General features: G+C 36.9%; 19 protein-coding genes. 9 read left to right on the top strand and 10 right to left on the bottom strand.

The window, feature by feature from the left end; translation table 11 throughout:
• The 3 genes from ABD792_RS04230 to ABD792_RS04220 all read left to right on the top strand — a co-directional run.
• A partial coding sequence (locus ABD792_RS04230; RefSeq protein WP_345004561.1) for a T9SS type B sorting domain-containing protein occupies window positions 1-1,252 on the top strand: 1,252 nt, incomplete at its 5' end.
• A gap of 12 nt (window positions 1,253-1,264) precedes the next feature.
• Entirely contained in the window at window positions 1,265-2,185 is a 921-nt protein-coding gene (locus ABD792_RS04225; protein WP_345004560.1) for a PorP/SprF family type IX secretion system membrane protein, read from the top strand.
• A 15-nt stretch (window positions 2,186-2,200) separates the two neighbouring features.
• On the top strand, window positions 2,201-4,117 hold the full coding sequence (locus tag ABD792_RS04220) for an OmpA family protein (protein ID WP_345004559.1): 1,917 nt from the start codon (window positions 2,201-2,203) through the stop codon (window positions 4,115-4,117).
• 259 nt (window positions 4,118-4,376) lie between these two features.
• On the opposite strand, the gene ABD792_RS04215 is transcribed toward ABD792_RS04220, so the two are convergent.
• Window positions 4,377-6,710, bottom strand: a complete 2,334-nt coding sequence (locus ABD792_RS04215; protein ID WP_345004558.1) for an ATP-dependent helicase — start codon at window positions 6,708-6,710, stop codon at window positions 4,377-4,379.
• 147 nt (window positions 6,711-6,857) lie between these two features.
• Between ABD792_RS04215 and ABD792_RS04210 the strand changes: the two genes are divergently transcribed.
• The 3 genes from ABD792_RS04210 to ABD792_RS04200 all read left to right on the top strand — a co-directional run bounded on the left by ABD792_RS04210 (window position 6,858) and on the right by ABD792_RS04200 (window position 10,820).
• Window positions 6,858-8,210, top strand: coding sequence for a LuxR C-terminal-related transcriptional regulator (locus ABD792_RS04210; RefSeq protein WP_345004557.1), 1,353 nt, complete (start codon window positions 6,858-6,860; stop codon window positions 8,208-8,210).
• A 503-nt stretch (window positions 8,211-8,713) separates the two neighbouring features.
• On the top strand, window positions 8,714-10,285 hold the full coding sequence (locus ABD792_RS04205) for an FMN-binding glutamate synthase family protein (protein ID WP_345004555.1): 1,572 nt from the start codon (window positions 8,714-8,716) through the stop codon (window positions 10,283-10,285).
• A gap of 13 nt (window positions 10,286-10,298) precedes the next feature.
• Window positions 10,299-10,820 carry a DUF7935 family protein gene (locus ABD792_RS04200; RefSeq protein WP_345004553.1) on the top strand — a complete coding sequence of 174 codons (522 nt, stop codon included), beginning with the start codon at window positions 10,299-10,301 and terminating at the stop codon, window positions 10,818-10,820.
• A gap of 8 nt (window positions 10,821-10,828) precedes the next feature.
• Here the strand turns inward: ABD792_RS04200 and ABD792_RS04195 are convergent, their stop codons facing one another.
• From ABD792_RS04195 to ABD792_RS04165, 7 genes are all read right to left on the bottom strand, one after another.
• On the bottom strand, window positions 10,829-11,740 hold the full coding sequence (locus tag ABD792_RS04195) for a patatin-like phospholipase family protein (protein ID WP_345004552.1): 912 nt from the start codon (window positions 11,738-11,740) through the stop codon (window positions 10,829-10,831).
• Window positions 11,737-12,645, bottom strand: a complete 909-nt coding sequence (locus tag ABD792_RS04190) for a patatin-like phospholipase family protein (RefSeq protein ID WP_345004551.1) — start codon at window positions 12,643-12,645, stop codon at window positions 11,737-11,739. Before ABD792_RS04190 ends, ABD792_RS04195 begins: the two co-directional genes overlap by 4 nt.
• A gap of 26 nt (window positions 12,646-12,671) precedes the next feature.
• Complete coding sequence (locus ABD792_RS04185) at window positions 12,672-14,645, bottom strand: M1 family metallopeptidase (protein WP_345004550.1); 1,974 nt, start codon at window positions 14,643-14,645, stop codon at window positions 12,672-12,674.
• 90 nt (window positions 14,646-14,735) lie between these two features.
• The gene (locus tag ABD792_RS04180) at window positions 14,736-15,608 is read right to left on the bottom strand and encodes a pirin family protein (protein WP_345004549.1); all 873 of its coding nucleotides are present in this window, start codon (window positions 15,606-15,608) and stop codon (window positions 14,736-14,738) included.
• An 88-nt stretch (window positions 15,609-15,696) separates the two neighbouring features.
• Window positions 15,697-16,041: a hypothetical protein gene (locus tag ABD792_RS04175; protein WP_345004548.1), complete on the bottom strand. Its 345-nt coding sequence runs from the start codon at window positions 16,039-16,041 to the stop codon at window positions 15,697-15,699.
• Between the two features lie 185 nt (window positions 16,042-16,226).
• Window positions 16,227-16,940: a pirin family protein gene (locus tag ABD792_RS04170; RefSeq protein ID WP_345004547.1), complete on the bottom strand. Its 714-nt coding sequence runs from the start codon at window positions 16,938-16,940 to the stop codon at window positions 16,227-16,229.
• A 90-nt stretch (window positions 16,941-17,030) separates the two neighbouring features.
• Complete coding sequence (locus ABD792_RS04165; RefSeq protein ID WP_345004545.1) at window positions 17,031-17,627, bottom strand: Crp/Fnr family transcriptional regulator; 597 nt, start codon at window positions 17,625-17,627, stop codon at window positions 17,031-17,033.
• Between the two features lie 122 nt (window positions 17,628-17,749).
• Between ABD792_RS04165 and recG the strand changes: the two genes are divergently transcribed.
• Window positions 17,750-19,852, top strand: coding sequence for an ATP-dependent DNA helicase RecG (gene recG / locus ABD792_RS04160; RefSeq protein WP_345004544.1), 2,103 nt, complete (start codon window positions 17,750-17,752; stop codon window positions 19,850-19,852).
• Between the two features lie 247 nt (window positions 19,853-20,099).
• Here the strand turns inward: recG and ABD792_RS04155 are convergent, their stop codons facing one another.
• Together ABD792_RS04155 and ABD792_RS04150 are read right to left on the bottom strand one after the other, a co-directional pair.
• Entirely contained in the window at window positions 20,100-20,663 is a 564-nt protein-coding gene (locus ABD792_RS04155; RefSeq protein WP_345004543.1) for a hypothetical protein, read from the bottom strand.
• Between the two features lie 12 nt (window positions 20,664-20,675).
• Window positions 20,676-20,879 carry a hypothetical protein gene (locus ABD792_RS04150; protein WP_345004542.1) on the bottom strand — a complete coding sequence of 68 codons (204 nt, stop codon included), beginning with the start codon at window positions 20,877-20,879 and terminating at the stop codon, window positions 20,676-20,678.
• 108 nt (window positions 20,880-20,987) lie between these two features.
• On the opposite strand from ABD792_RS04150, the gene pheT reads away from it, so the two are divergent.
• The gene (pheT, locus tag ABD792_RS04145; protein WP_345004541.1) at window positions 20,988-23,414 is read left to right on the top strand and encodes a phenylalanine--tRNA ligase subunit beta; all 2,427 of its coding nucleotides are present in this window, start codon (window positions 20,988-20,990) and stop codon (window positions 23,412-23,414) included.
• Between the two features lie 98 nt (window positions 23,415-23,512).
• The gene (locus tag ABD792_RS04140) at window positions 23,513-23,752 is read left to right on the top strand and encodes a putative signal transducing protein (protein ID WP_345004540.1); all 240 of its coding nucleotides are present in this window, start codon (window positions 23,513-23,515) and stop codon (window positions 23,750-23,752) included.
• Window positions 23,753-23,765: the final 13 nt, after the last annotated feature.

Genomic DNA, 23,765 nt, shown 5'->3' with positions numbered 1-23,765 from the left:
GGAAGCTACTTATAGTGACGAGGTTACCGCTGGTGAATGTGCTAACGAGAGTACCATTACACGTACATGGTCTTTAACTGACGATTGTGACAATACCACGACGCACGTACAGATAATCACAGTACAGGATGTTACGCCTCCTACCTTTACGGTGCCAGCCGACGTAACGATCAACTGTGAAGATGATGCCACGGATCTTGTTCTTACAGGTGACGTAAGTGATGAAATGGATAATTGTTCCTCACAATTAGAAGCTACTTATAGTGACGAGGTTACTGCTGGTGAATGTGCTAACGAGAGTACCATTACACGTACATGGTCTTTGAATGATGGTTGTGACAATATTACCACTCATGTACAAATTATCACGATTGTTGATGACCAAGCCCCAGAACTGGCAACTAACTTCCCTACAGAAGTAACTGCAAGTTGTGCGGATATACCAGAAGCACCAGAACCTAGCTTTATTGATAATTGTTCAACTAATATTACTGTTAACTTTACTGAAACGACTTCATATACCACAAACACATCTGAAGATTATGAAATCATTAGAAAATGGGAAGTAAAAGATGAATGTGAAAATGTCGCTGTTTTCGAACAGGTAGTGACAGTTACTGTTGATGAATTTGTAACCCAAGATTCTGACGAGAGATGTTACGATGATGGTATTATTGACTTGAACGACTATGTCGACAATACAAATGAAGATGCTAATTGGACATTTGTTTCCGGAGTTACCACACCAAATTTAGATGGTAGTAATTTTGATCCAAGTAATTTGGAAGATCAATATGGAGACTATGTATTCAGTTACACTTATACAAGTGAAACGGGTTGTTTAGAAACAACTGAAGTAACTATTAACATTAATGATGATTGTATTATCTATCCATGTACCTCTGGTGATGTTGTTATCTCCAAAGCAGTAACACCTAACGGTGATAGCTGGAACCAATCCTTCGATATCTCTGGTATTGAGGAGCAATGTGGATTTAAAATTGGTGTTAAGATATTCAACCGTTGGGGTGCATTAATTTACGAGTCTGATGATTACCCGCTTGGATTGAACGCAACAGGAGACCATAACCCCGAAAAATGGGAAGGTCAAGCTCACAAATCATCCATTGGTAACGCAAGTACAGTACCAAACGGAACATATTATTACATCGTAACATTAAAAAACAGCACTGGAAATGGTAGCCCTGGATTACCTCCATTCACCGGACCAGTTTACTTAGGAACCAAATAAAAACTTTAACCTATGAAACTTATAAAACATTATATCATCGCAATTGCGTTGTTTAGTTGTACAGTGGGCGTTGCACAACAGCTACCGCAGTTTACGCAGTACATGTACAATACCATTTCTGTGAACCCTGCCTATGCAGGAAGTCGTGAAGCTTTAAGTATTGTTGGATTGCACCGAAGCCAATGGGTTGGCTTCGATGGTGGCCCAATAACACAAACATTGTCCATTCACACGCCGCTTAGAAATGACCGTATTGGTTTAGGTTTATCCTTTATCCAGGACGATTTGGGCCCTGAAAACTTCTCCTATCTATATGGTGATTTTTCATATTCCATCCCAACTGGGACTACTGGAAAATTAGCATTTGGTTTAAAAGCTGGTTTTACACAATACAGTTTAGATCCCGATTTTCAATTATCACAAAGTTTTGACCCAACAATTCGTGGTATTGAAGATCGCTGGAGTCCTAATATAGGTTTGGGTATGTTTTGGCACACCGATAAATGGTATCTTGGCTTATCTGCTCCTAGAGTCCTAAATACAGACAGAAACAGAGATGAAGGGTTCGAAGCTTTAGAACGTTTAAGCTATTACTTTACTGGTGGTTATGTATTTAATCTAAGTAAAACAGTTAAATTCAAACCAGCTTACCTGATTAAAGCAACCAATGGTGCCCCCCTATCTTACGATATTACTGCCAACTTCTTATTTAATGAAAAGATTTGGCTGGGAGGTTCCTACAGGATAAACGAATCTACTGGAGCTTTTGGAGGTATCGTAGATTTTCAAGTATCAAGACAGTTACGTGTTGGTTATGCATACGAAAAGCCACTATCTGACATAAACAATTACACTAATGGAACTCATGAAGTTTTATTGATGTACGAGTTTAAGTTTATAAGCAATAAATTAAAATCACCTAGATATTTCTAATAAAAAAAGTCACCCATGAAAATAAAAAATTACATATTAGTTTGTATCGTATTGATGGTGAGTTTTACTGCCTCTGCGCAATACGGAAAACAGAAAAAAGCAGATACCTTATTCAACAAGTTTTCTTTTGTAAAAGCTGCCGAGGTATATAAAGAGCTTATTGAGAATAAGTATAATGAAGATTATGCTGTAAGACGCCTAGCCGATTGTTATGCTTTATTAAGAGACGTAAAAAACGCTGCTAAATATTATAAAAAAGCGGTAAAACAAGACAATGTACCTATTGAGTACTATTACAACTATGCTCAAGCCTTAAGAGGTATAGAAGATTATAAAGGCTCCAGAGAATGGATGCGTCGTTATAAGGATTCCGGTGGTGTTACCTCTACCAAAAATTTTGGAAAGGATGGTAACTTTATCACGAGTATCTTTAATGCCAAACAACAATATTTCTTATCTAAAGTCAACTTTAACTCTAAGCTAAGTGATTTTGGAGCTTACGAACACGATGGCAAAGTCTATTTTGCTTCCACACGCGATGAGGGCGTTTCCGTAAAACGTCTTTATGGATGGAACGAGCAACCATTTTTGGATGTGTACGTAACCGAAAAAGGCAGTAAAGAACCCGTAGACCATAAAGCCAAATTAAAAGGTGATGTAAATTCTATTTATCACGACGGCCCTGTTGCCATTACCAAAGATGGCACAACCATGTACTTTACAAGAAACGATTTCTTTAAAAACATTCAGGAAAAAGATAAAAAGGGCATCAACAACATTAAGATCTACCGAGCTACTTTAAAAGATAGTGTTTGGACAGATGTTGAAGATTTATCCATCAACAATTCAGAATACACAACGCAGCACCCTGCATTAAGTAGCGATGGTAAAAAACTTTATTTTGCTTCAGACAGACCTGGTGGTTTTGGAGGTTCCGATATTTATGTAGTAGACATCAATGAAGATGGTAGCCTAGGAAACCCTGAGAATTTGGGAGACGTAATAAACACATCTGGCTCTGAAGGGATGCCATTTATAAACAATGAAGGCACCTTGTTCTTCTCATCCGATGGTCACGTAGGACTTGGTATGTTGGATATTTTTGCAACTGTTGCCGATAAGGACAACAAGATTATTGATGTAATTAATTTAGGGGTTCCTGTAAACTCCAGCAAAGACGATTTCTCTTTCTTTATGGGAGAAGATGGGCTTACTGGATATATTGCTTCTAATCGTAGTGGCGGTATGGGAGATGACGATATATATGCCTACAACAGAGTACCACTTTTAAATGTTGAAGGTGTTGTTACCGATGCTATAAACAAAAAACCTATTGCTAATGCTATTATCACTTTGCTAGATGGTAATAACAAGCAAATAGCTTACATGGAAACAGACGAAGAAGGCTACTACGAAATCAATATCGACAGGGATGTAGATTATAAGATTACAGCCAGTCAGAAGAAGTATGAAGACGACTCTGAATCGTTCACTACTAAAAATATTGAAACCAAAGTAACAACAATTACTAAAAACTTAGAACTAAACCCTGTTCAAGATGTTGTTATATTAGCTGAATTGAATACTATTTACTTTGATTTCGACAAGCATAACATCCGTCCTGATGCAGCATTGGAACTTGATAAGATTGTTAACTTAATGTTGAATGAATATCCAGGTATGGTAATTAGAATAGAATCGCACACCGATTCGAGAGGTGATTTAACATACAATGATAAATTATCAATTGATCGTGCAAACTCAACTTACGAGTACTTAATTTCTAAAGGCATCGATCCTGCAAGAATCACAGAACACCAAGGATTTGGTGAACGTCGATTAACTAATGGATGTGACGGTAGCGTGGACTGTGAAGAAAGCAATCACCAATTAAACAGACGTACCGAATTTATAGTCATAAAAATGAAATAGTCTATAAATCATATAAGCATAAAAAAGGCGATCGAAAATATTCCGATCGCCTTTTTTATTATCTGCTTAATAAAATTAATAGTTACACCCTACACAAATTAATATTCCAACTCCTAGCTTCTAATTTACAATTGATTATTGTCTATTGATTATTAATAATATCCATCATATCAAAAACAACTTCTCCAATCCACTACCTAAGACCCAAGAAAAAAGATGCTAAAATCTTCTAACTTTTCACTTTAAACTTTAAACAAACCTACCCTATCACCTCCAGTTTAGCGAATCGCAACAAAAGCCTTTTAACACCGCCATGCTGAAAATCAATCTCAGCCTTAACATCAGCTCCACTACCCTCTATTTTTAAAACTTCTCCAGTTCCAAAACGAATGTGTTTGACTTTATTACCGACTGCCAAATTTCCATCAAAAGAACTAGCAGAACTATCGCCAGATGCTTTTACAGGCTTTAAGTTTTTTGGTGCTGTAACCTGAAACTTTGGAGCTTCCTGTTTTGCAGACCCTTTCTTTAGTACAGCCTGCTTTGCAGGTTTGTATCTAATTTTAGTAGGAGGAACATCCCCAAAAATATCGGCATCCAACATGGGGTTTCTTCTAAGCTCTTCCTTGGGTGTTAAGATTTCCAGGTATTGTTCATCTATTTCCTCAATAAAGCGGCTTGGGTCAGAATCAACCAACTTACCCCATCGGTATCTGGACAATGCATAAGTTAAATATGCTTGCTTTTCGGCACGAGTTAAGGCCACATAAAACAAACGCCGCTCCTCTTCCAACTCACTTCGTGTATTCATGCTCATGGCACTAGGGAACAAATCCTCTTCTAAACCTACAATATATACGTAAGGAAACTCCAGACCTTTCGCTAAGTGAATAGTCATTAAAGCTACATGATCGTTATCCCCCTTATCAGCATCAAGATCGGTAGCCAAAGCTACATCTTCCAAAAACTCTGCTAAAGACCCAGTGGAATCAGCTAGCTCTTTTTGTCCTTCAACAAAATCTTTCATACCATTTAAGAGTTCTTCTATATTCTCCATTCGGGTAATCCCTTCTGGTGTAGTATCCTTGTTGAACTCCTTAATCAAGCCACTTGATTTCGTAACATGTTCGGCCAATTCAAAAACGTCGGCTGTTTGATTTAAAACTTGAAAGCTTTCAATCATGGTCACAAAATCCTGTAATTTTGTTTTTGTTCCCGTATTCACCTTTACGTTAGCCTTGTCGATATTTTTTATAACTTCAAAAATACTACGCTTATAACTATTAGCTGCTACGGTAAGCCTATCCATAGTAGTTTGGCCAATACCTCTGGGCGGAAAATTAATAACACGCTTTAAAGCTTCCTCATCGGCAGGATTGATAATAAGTCTTAAATACGACAGGACATCTTTTATCTCCTTACGCTGGTAAAACGACAAACCCCCATAAATCCTGTAAGGTATATCACGCTTTCGTAAGGCGTCTTCAATAGCCCTGGACTGGGCATTAGTTCTGTACAAAATAGCAAAATCACTGTTAAGCAACTGGTTTTGCATTTTTGTTTCAAAAATAGTACTAGCCACATAACGTCCCTCATCGGCATCGGTTAGGGAACGATGAACCATTATCTTGGCACCTTCATCATTCGCTGTCCAAACAACCTTATCCAATTTTGTTTGGTTTTTATCTATTATTGAATTGGCTGCATTGACTATGTTCTTCGTTGAACGATAATTTTGTTCAAGGCGGTATACATTAACCCCGTCATAATCCTTTTGGAAATTTAAAATATTATTAATGTTAGCACCACGAAACGCATAAATACTTTGCGCATCGTCACCCACAACACATATATTTTGAAACTTATCAGATAAGGCTCTTACTATTAAGTACTGGGAATGGTTTGTATCTTGGTACTCATCCACCAAAATATACTTAAAGCGGTTTTGATACTTCATTAAAACTTCTGGGAACCGCGTTAGCAATTCATTTGTCCTTAATAGCAAATCGTCAAAATCCATAGCACCTGCTTTAAAACAACGGTCAACATAAGTCTTATAAATATCTCCCATACGCGGACGCCTCGCCATGGTATCTGCCTCAATAAGTTCGGGGTTTTTAAAATAAGCATGAACAGTTATCAAACTATTTTTATAAGACGAAATTCTGGATTGTACTTGCTTGTATTTATAAATATCCTTATCTAAGTTCAATTCCTTAATGATAGAAGCTATAAGCCTCCCTGAATCTTGCGTGTCATATATTGTAAAATTGCTCGGAAAACCTAATTTATCAGCCTCCATACGCAATATCTTTGCAAAAACAGAGTGAAAAGTCCCCATCCATAGGTTTTTTGCCTCACTATTTCCAACAATAGTTGCGATACGCTCCTTCATTTCACGGGCTGCTTTGTTGGTAAAAGTCAATGCCAATATATTAAATGGGTCGACTCCTTGATGCATTAAATAAGCAATACGATAGGTTAATACACGTGTTTTACCCGATCCTGCTCCTGCTATAATTATCATTGGGCCATCTTTTTGCAAAGTAGGTGCCAACTGTGCTTCGTTTAACTGACTTAAATATTTTTCCAAACTACATTATTTTACGGTGTGAAATTAACCATTGTTAAGCTTTTTACTAAATGGATTTATGAATAATTATAAACAATTATTAAGCTTTTGCCGTTTCCTTTTTTTAATTATATTTATACCTAAGCTATTAATCATCCCTCAATTACAATGTTTTTAAAACTACTTAACAAGTACCTTTGTTTAGGTGTCTTATTTATCACTCTGAACGGAATCTCTCAAAATGTTTTTATACATCACGATGTAAATAAAGCACATACACATAAAACAATTACCTCTGCCAACTTCACCCCACTTACTTCTACATTAAATAACGGATTAAACAATGGACTGTACTGGTTAAAGATTAACAACCTAAACGACCATACGGTACAAATTCCAAATGCTCATATTACCGAAGTTAAAGCTTATCAGGGCACCTCTTTATTGGAGATCTCAGATCATGAAAAATTTGTAACATTTAGAACATATAACACATCACCTGTTTATGTTAGAGTTGACACCGACAAAGAAGCCTTTATACCTTTAAATATAAAGCCTACAACCCTATTTAATTACGAAGAAAAAAAAACCAACATTTTTAATGGTATTTACTATGGCTTTGCATTGGTTGTTGCTATTACAAACTTATTATATTTTCTCAATTTTAAAGATACCACTTTTTTGTACTATGCTCTCTTTGTCATAACCATTACCATATCGTTTATATATAGCGATGGCATGTTTAGGCTACTAGGTATGTCTAAAGAAATTTCAGATATCTTATTGGCTGTAGACCACACTTTAGCTGCTATTTTTGGAGCCCTTTTCGCTACCAACTATTTACAAATTCAAAATTACAAATCCAAACTGGCAATCTTTACTTTTGGCTACACCATGCTCCTCATAACCATATTGTTATCTTACATAGGCTCTTCCAATTTTTACTTATTTGTTATTTTAGAATCTATGGCATTTGCCTTGGTCTCTATCTATTGGGTAAAGGGCGTGTTATTATTTAAGCAAAACATGTTTATCAAACTTTTTGTCATAGCCTATGTTTTTATTTTACTTTTGGGGATCGATTTCTATCTTTTAAAATTGTATGCTGTTTCTTTTATAAACATAAATGCATCCCATGTAAAAATTGCTGGGTATATAGAAATGCTGTTACTATCCTATGCCGTAATTTACAGAATGAAAATATTACAGCTTGAAAATGATACCATGCGGAATTCCCTAAATGAATATACTAAAGAATTGGAATTACTTTCACTTGAACTCAAACAACAAAAAACTGAAAATAAAAAACCTTTTGAAGATCCGTTATTGAGCTTTCGCGAAAATGAAATCCTACAACTCATAGGCGAAGGTAAGAGCAATAAGGAAATTGCTGAAACTTTACACATTTCAATTAACACCGTTAAGTATCACATTAAAAATCTATACGAAAAATTGGGAATTAATAGTAGAAAGGAAGTTTTAACACTTACTACCCCTATAAAAAAACATGTGAACCCTTAAAAAACAGCACATTTGCTCATTTGCGTTTTTTTTTAAACTACCTATAAACTACCCTTACTAAACTAGTTGCATCCTAATATTTAGCTTAGTTTTATCATGCTATTAATCAATTATGAATTGAAGGTCGACTACCAGATAAAATGGGGTTGGCCTTCTTTTTGTTTTATACTATTTACAAATTGGTTAACCATATATATTTTTTCGAATATCCGTTATACCCCAATACGTATGTTCACATAATCTTTACAACATTATCTTTTTTACACTGAACTCATCTTGACTTTTTGTTTTTAACCGAAAATGATATCAAATTTGTTCAGATGAGGCACTTTTTGAAAGTCATAGCATTGCTACGAGTAAAAAAAGTAACGAAATATGAGCAGATTTGAGTCATTTTTTAGGAAACATAAAAAGTTAAGATGAGTTCACTGTTAACAAATAAACAAGCCGACATTAACCAAATACTATATAATGTTTATTTTTGATGAAATCGATTTGCATATATGGATACCGTTTTAAACATTCTTTCCAGTATTCCTTGGTGGGGCTGGGTATTAATCGTTCTATTTATAATCGCTATACGCGATATATTTCTTCAAAAACAACACACCATTAGTCATAATTTCCCCGTTGTGGGACACTTACGGTACATGCTGGAAAAAATTGGCCCGGAATTAAGACAATACCTCGTTGCTAATAACAGGGAAGAGCTACCCTTTAACAGAATAGAACGAGGGTGGATATATGCCTCGGCAAAAAAGGAAAACAATTATGAAGGTTTTGGCACCGATAGGGATATCTATGCGCATCAGCACATTTTTATAAACAACGCCATGATTCCCTATAAAATTGAAGAAGATCACCCTAATACCCTAGACAAATCCTTTATACCCTGTGCTAAAGTTATGGGGGCCTACAATAAAAGAAAAAGACCTTACAGACCAGCTTCGATCATCAATGTCTCTGCCATGAGTTTTGGTTCCCTATCTGCTAAGGCCATAGAATCGCTTAACAAAGGCGTAAAAAAGGCCAATGCTTACCATAATACTGGTGAGGGAGGCCTGTCTCCGTACCATAGCTACGGCGGCGACGTAGTCTTTCATTTTGGTACTGGATATTTTGGCGTACGTAATGATGATGGCAGCTTTTCCATGGAAAAACTGGTAAAACTCGTTCAAGCCAATCCATTTATCCGAGCTGTTGAAATTAAACTATCCCAAGGAGCCAAGCCTGGTAAAGGTGGTGTGCTTCCTGGATCGAAAATAACAAAAGAGATTGCCAATATTCGTGGTGTTAAAGTTGGAAAAGATGTATTATCACCTCCCAACCACAGTGCTTTTTCCAACGTTACAGAAATGGTAGACTTTATTGAAGCCATAGCCGATGCAACTGGGCTACCCGTAGGTATTAAAGCCGCTATTGGCAAACTAGAACAATGGGAAGAACTTGCAAACATCATGAAAACTACTAATAAGGGCCCCGACTTTATTACTGTCGATGGTGGTGAAGGCGGTACTGGTGCTGCGCCCCCTAGCTTTGCCGATCATGTTTCACTACCCTGGGTATATGGCTTTAGTGACCTGTACAAACTCTTTAAAAACAAAGATTTAACAGAACGCATTGTATTTATTGGTAGCGGTAAGCTTGGGTTCCCAGCTAAAGCAGCAATGGCTTTCGCTATGGGAGCCGATTGTATTAATGTCGCCAGGGAAGCCATGATGAGTATTGGCTGTATACAAGCACAAATATGCCATACCAACCGTTGTCCAAGTGGCGTTGCAACACAAAGCAAGTGGCTTCAAAATGGCATTGATCCCACCCTAAAATCTGAACGCTTGGCGCAATATTTTAAAACCTTTAGAAAGGAACTAACAGAAATCACCCACTCTGCAGGTTACGAACATCCTTGCCAGTTTAAAATGCGTGATATCGAAATAAATGTCGATGACCACAACCTGTCCAAAGAATTGGCCCGGACCTATATGTACAATAAAACCCCAGTACCTTTTACAAGCATGAAGGATTTAAAAGAATGCGTATATTTGGGAGGAGATTATAACAAACCTAACCCTTAAACCTATCAAACTTATGGATCCCGAACGCGTCATTGATCTTTTTTTATTTGCCATTCCTGCATTGATAACCGGAATTATAGCCTATTATTTCTTTAAAGAACATACCAAAAACGAAGATGGACGCAGGCGTTTTGTTTTAAAAAAGGATTTACAAGTTAGCGCCCTTCCACTCCGATTACAAGCTTACGAACGCATGGCCCTGTTTTTAGAACGCATAAAACCAAGCCATCTGCTTACTAGAGTAGCTCCAATATCGTCCGATAAGGACAGCTACGAATCACTACTCATACAGAACATAGAACAGGAGTTTGAACACAACCTGTCACAGCAGATATACATAAGCGATAAATGCTGGAGTATCATTAATGCAGCAAAAAATGCAACCATTCAGCTCATTAGAAAAGCAAGTTTACTTGAAAAAACAGACACCGCAAACAAACTCCGCGAAGTGGTTTTAACCGAAATGATGGAACGCCGCTCCCCTAGCGATGCTGCACTATCTTATATTAAAGAAGAGGTTAGTGAACTGTGGTAAAAAATAAATTATCCCACTTTTAATTCGTTCGATTTTAATTTGGAAAATCTAGATTTAGCATAATTAAAGCCTTGCTCCCACCAGGACACCATCAGTCTCCTGCTAAAAATCAAAGAGTTCTCCGTAAGTTTTGATGGCGTATAATACAAGTTAAGCGTTACACCTTTATTTTTAGCCGCCAACTTACCAATAGTAATATCACTGCGTTCTACTTGATCCAGCAAATGCCCAAATAAATTAAGCATTAGGGAAAATGGGTTTTTACCCAGCACTTTATTGTATTCCATATTCTCCGATTCCAAGATAATGGCATCTATCTCGGTAGCTCCCCTAAGTATGGCTTCTCGAATGGGTACTACACATGTAAACGCACCATCAGCATACTCAAAACCATCAACCTTAGCCAACGACATAAAAGGAATATAATTACAAGATATCCAGATCCAATTACAAAACTCTTCATACGTACAATCCTTAATAGACTTATACTCCACCCTGTTTTTTGACAAATTCGAAACCGTCACTACAACATCTTCTTTGGTAGCCTTAATTTTATTGTACTCATCTTCAGTAAAATGACGTTTTAAATAACGCTTTAAAGCTTTACTTTCTCCAAAAGTGCGTTTCATTTTAATAAACTGCCACAAGGAATTAATAAAGTTAATAGACACAAACTCTCTATTCCCCTTTTTTCTCTGCACAAAAGGGTTAACACTAAATATGTTGCTTTGCTTTACATTAGTAAAAACCCTATAAATTTTATCGATATCACCCACCGCCAAATGAGGTACCAGCAAACTTCCGGTCGACGTACCCAAAAACATATCGTAACGCCTACCTTCTTCTTGAATTAAATATTGGGCTACACCTCCGGCATACGCCCCCTTACTACCACCTCCTGATATTACTAGTGCTTTCATTGTGCTTCTTCTAAAGGACTTACTTTAATGTTTTTATGTTTGGCATAATCAAACCCACTTTGCCACCACTTGGTCATCTTTTCTTTGTTAAAGATCAACGAATTTGTTGTTAAAACCGTTGGTGTATAATAAAAATTAATAATAGCATCCTGATTAGATGCAACAAACTTTCCAATTCTAATATTTTGTCCTTCAATTCTATCCAACATAAAGGCAAACATATTAGTTAACAACGAAAAGGCATTAAGAGAAGGCATCCTGTTAAATTGGGACACTTCTGTTTGTAAAATTATAACATCTATAGTTGTTGCTCCCCGTTTTATAGCTTCCTCAATTGGCACCATAGACCCCAGTCCGCCATCGGCATACTCGCAACCGTCTTTTTTAACCAATGTCATAAAAGGCGTATAGTTACATGAAATCCAAATCCATTCACAAAATGCCTCATAACTAAAATCCTTAATTGACTTGTACTCAACATGGTTTAGCGACAAATTGGCAACAGTAACAACAACATCCTTCCCTGTTGCTTTTAAAACATCAAACTCCTTTTCTGTTAGTGTTTGCTTTATAAGTTCTTTTAAATGATAACTTTCACCAAAGGTTTTACTACCACTTAAAATATTCCTTAGTACATTAAAATGATTTATTCTTATAGTCTCAATGCCTTTTTTCTTTTTTATTAAAAACGGGCAACTACTAAAAATAGAATCTTGGGTTACGCTGGTATATACCGTCTTTATTTTGTTTACCTTTTTTAAGGCCAAATGAGAAACCAATAAACTACCCGTTGAAGTCCCAATAAAAATATCGTAATCATGCTTTTCATTCTCAATTAAGTATTGCGCAACACCACCTGCAAATGCGCCTTTACTACCTCCTCCAGAAATCACCAATGCTTTCATACTTAACTTATATTATATACAAACATTTAATGCTCTTTCTCTAACAAGCGCTTTGCAAACTTTGAAAAATGCCATACATGATGCGTCGTTGCCTGTTTTAAGTTTTCATGACAGTTACCATCACAAGCATTAATCCATTTTAAATACTGGAATGCATGCTTTCGTATTTCAAAACCATACTCTGGCCCAGTATAATCTATTAAGGCATTATAATATTCCTGTTTCCTCTCCATTTTGTACCCCTCCGTAAGCAAGGCCAGCGTTAACCACAATACCCTAACATTACAATCCTTAAACCCTATAATACCCTTAGTTACATCTAAATAACGATGCCTTTCCTTTGGAAAATTAGTCCACAAATTAATTAAGGCTACCTCTATAGTAATATACGAATTATCTTCCAAAAAAGACTCATAACTCGCCTTAAATCCAACAGGTATTTTACTTAGTGCCTGCGCAATGGCTTGACGCACTTTTACCCCGTTATTAAAATCCTCTTTTTTAATTACAGCAGGGTTTTGTAATATAATTTTAGATTTAGCCTCATCAGAAATACCAGAAGACAAATAATCGTTGCATTTTGAAGTCAACACCTCACAATCAACCATTAAGTACTCCTGAATAAAGTATGATTTTTTAAGGCTTTCCATAGCATCATTATAAGGAAAAGTTAAAGACTCAAGCCACATACCTACAAATTCCTCTAAATTCTTTCCGCTAACCTTTTCCACCTCTTCTATAAAATCACTGGTTTTTACATTTTTAAACTTATAAACCTTTAAATAATTGGTCACCGCCAATTTAAATGCCTCGGCACCTACCAGTTCACGCAATACATGCAGCACCCAAGCACCTCTTTTATAAAACGTAGTACTACTTGATTTAGGATCCAATAACGAAGTTCCCTGTTCGCTCCTATCCTGTTGCAACAATTCTTGTGCATACTCGTATAAACGCCAATAATAATAGTTATCACCAAAAACACTGCGCTCCGCCAATAAAGCATAATAAGTTGCAAAACCTTCCTGCAGCCAATGGTGAGTTCCCGAAACTTCAGTTACCAAATTTCCAAACCACTGATGGGCTAATTCGTGAGCATTGACATTAACATAGTTCTTATCCACAAAACCAATGGAATCCACCATAAAAGCATCAGAAAAAATGGTAAGGCTCGTATTTTCCATACCAGCATACAAAAAATCTTTTACCGGAACTTGCTTATAATTTTGCCAGGCATACGGCATCCCTATCTCCGCTTCCAAAAAATCAAACATATCCTTCGTATAGCGATAAGTAGGTTTCGCATTTAAAGAATCTTCTGGATAATAATACATCGTTAACGGAATACCACTCTTAGAAACTTCAGAGTATTTATCGTACCTGCCAATTGCCAATGCCAGAAGGTAACTGGACATGGGTTCTTGCATATCATAATGCCAGGTTATTGTTGTATCGTTAAATTGCTTATTGATTAAACGGCCATTAGCAACAACTTCAAAATCTTTATTGAAAGTAATCGATAAGTCAAATACAACCTTTTCGTTCATATCGTCAAAACTAGGCAACCAATGACTCGTGTACTTACCCTGACCCTGGGTCCACACTTGTTTCTTTATCACATTGGAAACACCATCCCTTTCCAAATCCCATCCAATAAAATACATGGCCTTTTTGGGAACAACCCAATAATTAAATGACACACGATAGGTAGAATCTTTCTTAAACGCATGCTTTAACCACAACTTTTTGCCATCATTATAAGACTCTAGCTTAGATTCCCCAAGTAAAACCTGTTCGAATCGCATATCTACAGCATCAATAAAAATAGAGTCTGTATCCTTAAGCATTACAAAATCATACGTCACAAAACCACTTACAGTTTTGGTTTCTGGCATAACATTAACCTTTACGGTGCCTGTCTTAAAGTCCACCGTACCAATCTGCTGGGCAACAGACAATTTGCAAAAAGTAATATATAGAACACAAACCAGGTATCTCATGAATAGATAAAAGCAAAAGTTATACTAAGGTACACAAAAGTTTACAACTAATTTTGAATCAATATAACTTTACCTCCTTAGCCTTATGAGCTAATCTTCCAAATACCCAAACTTTCCGGTATTAAAGTCATTAAATGCCTCCATCAATTCTTCCCTACTATTCATCACAAAAGGACCGTGGGCAGCAATTGGTTCATTCAGCGGTTCACCGCTTAACACCAAGATTACCGCGTCACTAAGAGCTTCGATTACAATAGACTCTCCATCTAAACCAAAAAGCGCAAAATGATCTTCGAGCACCTCTATTACATCATTTACCTTAGCATTACCCTCTACCATCAACATAGCTGTTGTGTAATTTTGAGGAAAGACCAGTTCTGTTTTTGCCCCTTTTTTTAACTTTACATTATACATGTTTATAGGAGAAAATGTAGAAGCAGGCCCTTCATTTCCATTATATTGCCCCGCAATAATCTCAATTTCACCAGCTTCGTTCTGCAACCTAACCTTAGGCATTTCAGCATTAGAGATAGCTTGATATTTAGGAGGACTCATTTTATCCTTAGCAGGCAGATTAACCCACAACTGTACCATTTGAAATTCGCCACCGGTTTTACTCCATTCAGTTTCATGAAACTCTTTATGCAATACCCCCGAAGCAGCAGTCATCCACTGCACGTCGCCTTCACCTATAACGCCCCCACCACCTGCACTATCCATGTGCTCTACACGACCTTTATACGCGATAGTAACTGTTTCGAACCCCCTGTGAGGGTGCACCCCTACACCTTTAGGCTTATCCGTTGGCGGAAAATTGTATTTAGAATTATAATCCAACATGATAAAGGGATCCATACGTTCCATAGTCGACGTACCCGGAATAAAGTTATGCACCCTAAACCCATCGCCCACAAAGTGAGGAGTACCTGGTTTTGTTACCTGTTCTATACTTCTAATTTTCATGTCTTTAATATTTATTGTTTTTAATAATTATGGGTAGTATCCATATTTCATTCTTTGTCAACCTCGATAAATGATGGATACGGCATTTTTAATTTAACCGATAAGCCAATTCCAAGTCGAACGCATTATCTAAATAGCTATTTTGCCTGATAGGCCATTTTTTTGACCAATATGCTGCCTTTACCCTTTCAGACAAATTTGTGTCATCATCATACTCCGATACCATCATTGTATCGTATAACACCGATGCTATTTGTTTTAGTTTCTTTTTATCGATCTCATCCGCAGAACTTAAAATTGCTACTACCTTGAACGGTTGCAACTGCAATCGCTCTATGGCCTTTTCAACGGTGTCTGCAGCAGACACCTTCCAATTCATAATTCTTGGAACTTCTTTATTCTTAGTTATGACCAGAACCTCTAACTGTTTCATGATTTTTCCCTTTCTTATTTTGTATAAAATTATCGCTTATAAAAAAGATGTGCATTGATGTATGATAAGTACCATTACATCTAAATTTAACGCTAAGCACTTTGCTTAAAGTAATAAAAGAATTTCTTGAAACGAACTGCCGAGGCTTAGCCTCGAGGAATTCTCTTCGATTAAACTTAGCTGTTTTACCTTAACATTGGCACCTCTATGGCCAATACTCTGGCTCCCTTTTTAGCCTTTACAGCTACAGATGGCGTTTCCCAAACACCCAACCCGTCACGTTCTTCAAGTTTATTTCCTGCAATTTCCGCTTCACCATCCAAAACAAAAAAATAAACTCCATTACCTTCCCTCTTTAGAACATAATCAATTTCAGTTTCTTCATTAAATTCTCCCATAAAAAACCAGGCGTCTTGATGTATCCAAACCCCTGCATACTCATTTTCAGGAGACAATATCCCATAAAATAAATTATCCTTTTTTAAAGCCTCTATAGTAATCTGATCATAACGTGGTGCTACATCTTGTTCATTTGGCACTACCCAAATCTGTAAAAACTTTACAGGAACATCTTTGTTTTTATTATACTCACTATGATAGATGCCCGTCCCAGCACTCATAACCTGTATTTCTCCCTCTCTAATAATCGAGGTATTTCCCATACTATCCTTGTGTTCCAAATCGCCCTCCAAGGGAATAGAAACGATTTCCATATTACTGTGCGGATGCGTACCAAACCCCATTCCTGCACTTACGGTATCATCATTTAAAACACGCAAAGCCCCAAAATGAACACGATCAGGGTTGTAGTAATTAGCAAAACTAAAACTATGATAAGACTGTAACCAACCATGATTAGCATATCCTCGCGTATTTGCTTTATGAACAATTGTTTTCATTTTTTAATCCTTTCCTTCTAAAATTACAACACAAAGTTAACTAGGCCAATTAACCTGTACATTGATGTATGTTAAGAAGTACCTAAATCACTAATGAATCTTAAAATTTTCTTCCGCCAGGGTTTTTCGAACGCGGCTTAAGCTTTCTGGAGTTATCCCAAGGTACGAAGCTATCATCCACTGCGGTACACGCAACATAACATCAGGATACATCTTTATAAAATCCAAATAGCGACTCTTTGCCGATGCACCTAATAATAAACTTATACGCTTGTATAAATGGCGAATATGGTTTTGGAGCAATCGCTCGTTGCGCTGCCTGAAATCAGGACTTATTTTTGAAACCTGCTCTATAAAACTTTCATCCAAAAGTACCACTACAGTATCCTCAAACGCATCAATACAGTAAGTAGTAGGTTCTTTAAAATAAACACTACCACGATCGCTTACAATCCAATGCTCCGTAGCAAACTGCAAAATATTTTCTTTACCTTCTTCATTTAAGGCATAAAACCGCAACAAGCCCTGCTCTACAAAAAAAGAATGCTTACACACCTTCCCTTGCTTTAACAAAAACTCTCCTTTAACCACTTTTTTCACCTTAACATACCGTTCAACCTGAACAAAAGCCTCAGTTGTTAGCCCCATTTTTTCAATCAAATGTTTCTTAAAATTAGGTAAGTCCATATGTGCTTTTAAATATGAAATTTACAATTTATTACGAATAAAATAAAAAGTTTAAATGAGCCCAATATAATTTGTATACAATTACTGTTTTTCGTTTAAATGAAAACACTTAAATTCGCTCTATGAGTATTAACCTGCAAACTCCTATCGATTATTTAAAAGGCGTAGGATCCAATCGCGCCGATCTATTACGCAAGGAGTTGGGCATACATACCTATCAAGATTTAATCAACCTATTCCCCAATCGTTACCTAGACCGCACGCAGTATTACAAAATCAATCAACTTCAACGGAACAGTTCCGAAGTCCAGATCATTGGAAAACTTACAAGTTTTAAAGAAGTTTCACAAAAACACGGCAAACGCCTCGTTGCCAATTTTACGGACGAAACCGGAGCTATGGAATTGGTATGGTTTAGAGGCCAAAAATGGATCAAAGAAAGCCTAAAATTAAACAGACCCTATGTTATATTTGGTAAAGTAAATTGGTTTAATGGCAAGTTTAGCATGCCACATCCCGAAGTAGAAGCTTTAGAAGCACATGAGAAAAATCTACGTTCGGCCATGCAACCCATATACCCATCTACCGAAAAATTATCCAACAAAGGCATTTCCAATCGAATAATTAGCAAAATCATACAACAACTTTTTATCGAATCCAATGGTAAATTTACCGAAACATTATCCAATAATTTAATTAACGAACTAAACTTAATAAGCAAACAAGAAGCCCTTTTCAATATTCATTTCCCCAAAAACCAAACACTACTGGCCCGTGCACAATTTAGATTGAAATTTGAAGAGTTATTCTATATACAACTACAACTAATTATAAAAAACCAAGTTCACAAATCTAAAATCAAAGGATTTCCATTCGAAAAGGTTGGCCACAACTTCAATACCTTTTTTAAGGAACATTTACCTTTCGAACTAACACATGCACAAAAGAGAGTACTAAAGGAAATACGTGCCGATTTAGGGAGCAATGCACAAATGAATCGCTTACTACAGGGCGACGTTGGCTCTGGAAAGACAATAGTTGCCTTCATGTCAATGTTAATCGCAATCGACAACGGTTTTCAAGCCTGCTTAATGGCTCCGACTGAAATTTTGTCAGTCCAGCACTACAACGGATTAAAACCACTATGCAAACAACTGAATATCAGTGTAAAAATACTCACAGGATCAACCAAAACTTCAACTAGAAAAGAAATCCATGAAGCTTTAGAAAACGGCACATTACACATTCTAATTGGCACACACGCCCTACTTGAAAACAAGGTGAAATTTAAAAATTTAGGACTTGCCATTATCGACGAGCAACATCGTTTTGGTGTTGAGCAGAGAAGCAAACTATGGAGAAAAAACACCTCTCCTCCTCATGTTCTGGTCATGACAGCAACACCAATTCCAAGAACCCTGGCCATGTCGGTTTATGGCGATTTAGACGTATCTGTCATCGACGAGTTACCCCCCGGCAGAAAAGTCGTCAAAACAGTACACCGCTACGACAAAAACCGTTTAAATGTTTTTAAGTTCATTCGGGACGAAATTGCGAAAGGAAGGCAAGTCTATATTGTATACCCTTTAATTCAAGAAAGCGAAAGCATGGACTACAAAGATTTAATGGACGGTTACGAAAGCATCGTTAGAGATTTCCCTCCTCCAAATTATCAAATATCCATAGTCCATGGCAAAATGAAGCCAGCCGATAAAGAATACGAAATGCAACGCTTTATGAAAGGAGAAACCCAGATTATGGTAGCAACCACAGTTATTGAAGTAGGTGTTAACGTACCCAACGCATCCGTAATGATTATTGAAAGCGCCGAGCGCTTCGGACTCTCCCAATTACATCAATTAAGAGGGCGCGTAGGGCGAGGTGCAGAACAAAGCTACTGCATCCTAATGACCAGCCATAAGCTTAGTAACGACAGTAAAATACGCTTAGAAACAATGGTTAAAAGTAATGATGGTTTTGAAATTGCAGAAGTAGACTTGCGCCTACGCGGCCCCGGAGACCTTATGGGCACACAACAAAGCGGTGTTTTAAACCTAAAAATAGCAGACATCATTAAAGACAATGATATATTGCATAGTGCTCGATTTTACGCAAAAAAGTTGCTTCAAAACGACCCTAAACTATCGCTTGAAGAAAACCAATCTATCCTTAATACTTACAAAGCTTTAGGAAAGTATAAAAACATATGGAATTACATTAGCTAACTTATCACAACAATATTTTTTGTCGCGCGATCAATCTAAAAGCCCGACCAAACTGGACGAGCTTATAAGAACTGATTGTAATTTGATTGATGGTTTGTTTGTTACACTTAATTAAATCTAAGATAGATACTTATGCCCCTTACCCATGTTATGGTTTTGTTAAATAACACAAGTAAACTGTTAATTAACATACCTTAAACAAATTCTCTTTTTTTTAACACCCCATCACAAAGAATCCGTTAAAAGTTTATGATTCCTTGTATATCTTCAGAAGCTTTTCCTTCTCTTGCTCAATACGCTCTTTCCCCCTTTTAATAGCCTCATCTAAATCATTCAATTCTTTTTCTGCCTTTTCAATAACACCCCGCTTTTCCTTTTCCTTATCCTCCGTTAGAACCCCAGACTCCTTTTCCTTATCAACACGCTTTCTAGCTTCTTCTATACGTTCTTTTCCTTTTCTAACATCTCTTTCCCTTTCCTCCAAAACCGCAAACTCATCGTCCAACTTCTTCCTTGCCTCTGCTGCTCTTGCTTGACCAAAGGCTCTGCCTTTTAGTTCCCCTTTATGCTTCCCATACGCATTACCTTGCCCCTTATTATCTTTAGAAGCCTTATCTTCTTTTTCCAATTTAGAACGATCACCTATCTTATAATCACCATCTACTTCACCCTCCTTTTTTACTTTCTTTTCCTTATGTTCCTTTTTCTCCTTACCCTTAGTTTCCTTGCTCTTCCCTTGTGCAATAAGCGTTGTCCCACTCGACAAGACCATTACAAAAACCATTATCACTATATGCCTAAATACTTTCATATCATATTATTTTTAAATACTATCTAATTCTTTTAAAGCGCTTTCCATTTCATTGGCTTGTGTGTCTACTTCTTCCGAAATACCCTCCACCTGAGACTCAATATTTTCAATTTTACTCAAGGCTGCCTTAGTCTCTTCTTCCTCCTTTTTAGTGTCCCTACAAGCAACTATTGCAAGCACCAAAAACACTAGTAATACTCTAGTTAATAAATTCATAGAACATTAGATTTAAGTTAATAAAGAGATTAATTTACAAATTATATTGCATTGTTTGAATGCTTGCTCCAATATTTTATCTTTGCACACTTAAACAGCAGATCATTTATGAAGATTTCATACAATTGGTTAAAACAATTTATTAAAACAGATTGGAAACCTGAAGAAACCAGCGAACTACTTACAGATTTAGGCCTTGAAGTAGAAGGTATTGAATCCTACCAATCTGTAAAAGGCGGACTTGAAGGCGTTGTTGTTGGAGAAGTAATAAGCTGTAGCAAACACCCTAACGCCGATAAACTAAAAGTAACAACAGTTAATATTGGCGGCGAATCCCCACTTCAAATAGTTTGCGGAGCTCCCAACGTTGCAGCAGGACAAAAAGTGCCAGTTGCCACCATTGGAACAACACTGTACAGTGAAACGGGTGAAGCTTGGGTTATAAAAAAAGGAAAAATTAGAGGCGAAGAAAGTCATGGTATGATTTGTGCCGAGGACGAACTAGGCTTAGGTAAATCCCATGACGGTATAATGGTTCTAGAAGACGCTATTGAAGTTGGAACCCCTGCTGCCGATATTTTTGATATAGAAAACGACCACGTTTTTGAAATTGGACTTACGCCAAACAGAGCTGATGCCATGAGCCATTACGGAACAGCTCGTGACCTAAAAGCAGGCTTCGCCCAAAAAGAAATAAATTTAGAACTCATAACACCATCAGTAAGTGCCTTTCACGTTGATAATCGCACTCTAAAAATTGATGTTGAAGTAAAAAACAAGGACTTGGCGCCACGTTATTGCGGGCTTACCATTTCGGGAATAAAAGTGAAAACCTCCCCCGATTGGTTACAACACCGATTAAAAGCAATTGGTTTAAGCCCTATCAATAATATTGTCGATGTTACCAATTACGTACTCCATGAGTTAGGACAACCACTACACGCATTTGATGCTACTAAAATTGCAGGAAACAAAATTGAAGTAAAAAAGCTCGACGCAGGAACAAAATTTGAAACCTTAGACGGTATTGTACGAGAACTTCATGAAGACGACCTTATGATTTGCGACGCCGAAAAACCTATGTGTATTGCCGGTGTTTTTGGAGGTTCGCACTCTGGTGTTACAGAAGCAACCACGAGCATTTTCCTGGAAAGTGCTTACTTTAACCCTGTAAGCATTCGAAAATCGGCTAAACGTCACGGCTTAAACACAGATGCTTCTTTTAGATTTGAACGCGGTATCGATCCCAATATCACCGAGTACGCCTTAAAGCGTGCTGCCCTGCTAATTCAAGAAATAGCCGGAGGAGAAATTACAAGCGACATCATTGATATTTACCTCAAGAAAATAGAAGATTTCCAGGTGCGATTAAGTTTTGACAATGCCAAAAAATTAATTGGCGAAGAAATCCCAAAAGAAACCATTAAGCGCATTCTCACTTCTTTGGACATAAAAGTTAATAATGTTACCGAAACCGGTTTGGGCCTAACCGTTCCAGCCTATAGGAATGACGTTCAAAGAGAAGCCGATATTATTGAAGAAATTTTGCGTGTTTATGGCTATAATAATATTAAAACAACCGACAAACTAAACGCCTCAATTTCCAGTAGTTCTCGCTTTGACGATCATAAAATCCAAAATATAGTTGGCAACCAGTTGGCTGCTCAGGGTTACTTTGAGATCATGGCCAACTCACTAACAACACCTAACTATATTGCATTAAGTGAACAACTAAAGGAAGAGCATAACATAACCATGCTCAACCCACTAAGCAACGACCTGTCCGTTTTAAGACAATCTCTACTCTTTTCCGGATTAGAAGCATTGTCCTACAACATTAACAGAAAAAGACAAGACCTTAAGCTTTTTGAATTTGGGAAAACTTACCACCAATTTAATGAGCAAAGAGAAGAATACAAACACCTTACCATATTCACTACAGGAAACAACACCCCAGAACATTGGCATGGTTTGAGTTCTAAAAGTGATTTCTTTTTTATGAAAGGAAACATTTCTACCATTTTGGAACGCCTGGGAATTACCAGATACGATGAAAAACCAGTACAAGACGACATGTTTAGTGAAGGACTTTCATTTAGCCTTGGAAAAACCAATGTTGTAGAATTCGGTATCTTGAAAAAAAGTATCCTTAAGAATTTTGACATCTCCCAAGAAGTGTTATTTGCAGATTTTAAATGGGACAACATATTAGACTTGGTAAAACGCAATAAAATTACTTATAAAGACATACCCAAATACCCTGAAGTACGTCGCGATTTTGCCTTATTGCTAGATGAATCCGTTACATTTGAATCGATTCATAAAATTGCAAAGCAAAGCGAAAAGCAGCTGCTTAAAAGAGTAAACCTGTTTGACGTATATCAAGGCAAAAATCTTCCTAAAGGAAAAAAAAGCTACGCAATCAGCTTTACCCTTCAGGATGACAACAGAACGCTTACAGATAAGCAAATAGACAAGATTATGAGCAAACTCCAATCAAACTTCGAAAAACAGTTGGGAGCCGAATTAAGATAAACAGAAAATATAATCGTTTTGTAATAAAAGTCAGCTTAAAGCTGACTTTTTTGTTTAAAAAATTGTATATTTAATAGAAACTCAAAATCCATAAAGTGATGAAAGACTCCAATTATATAAAAATATATACTGGCGATTTTATAATTGTCCAGCGCATCGTTACAGAACTTGAAGCTATAGACATTAACCCCATCGTTAAAGATCAAACAGAATCCGCAAGACTAGCTGGTTTTGGAGGTGGTATTGTACCGGGATTTCAGGAAATATTTGTCAACAAAGACGAACTTGACACAGCTGTATCTATTGTTCAAGAAATTACTTCAGAATTAGGCGCTTAACCCTTTCACTTAA

Origin of the sequence: Snuella lapsa (assembly GCF_039539345.1) — a bacterium.
In the GTDB taxonomy this organism is placed as follows: domain Bacteria; phylum Bacteroidota; class Bacteroidia; order Flavobacteriales; family Flavobacteriaceae; genus Snuella; species Snuella lapsa.
Note: the sequence above shows the minus strand (reverse complement) of the source record. Positions and strands in the feature narration are given on the sequence as shown.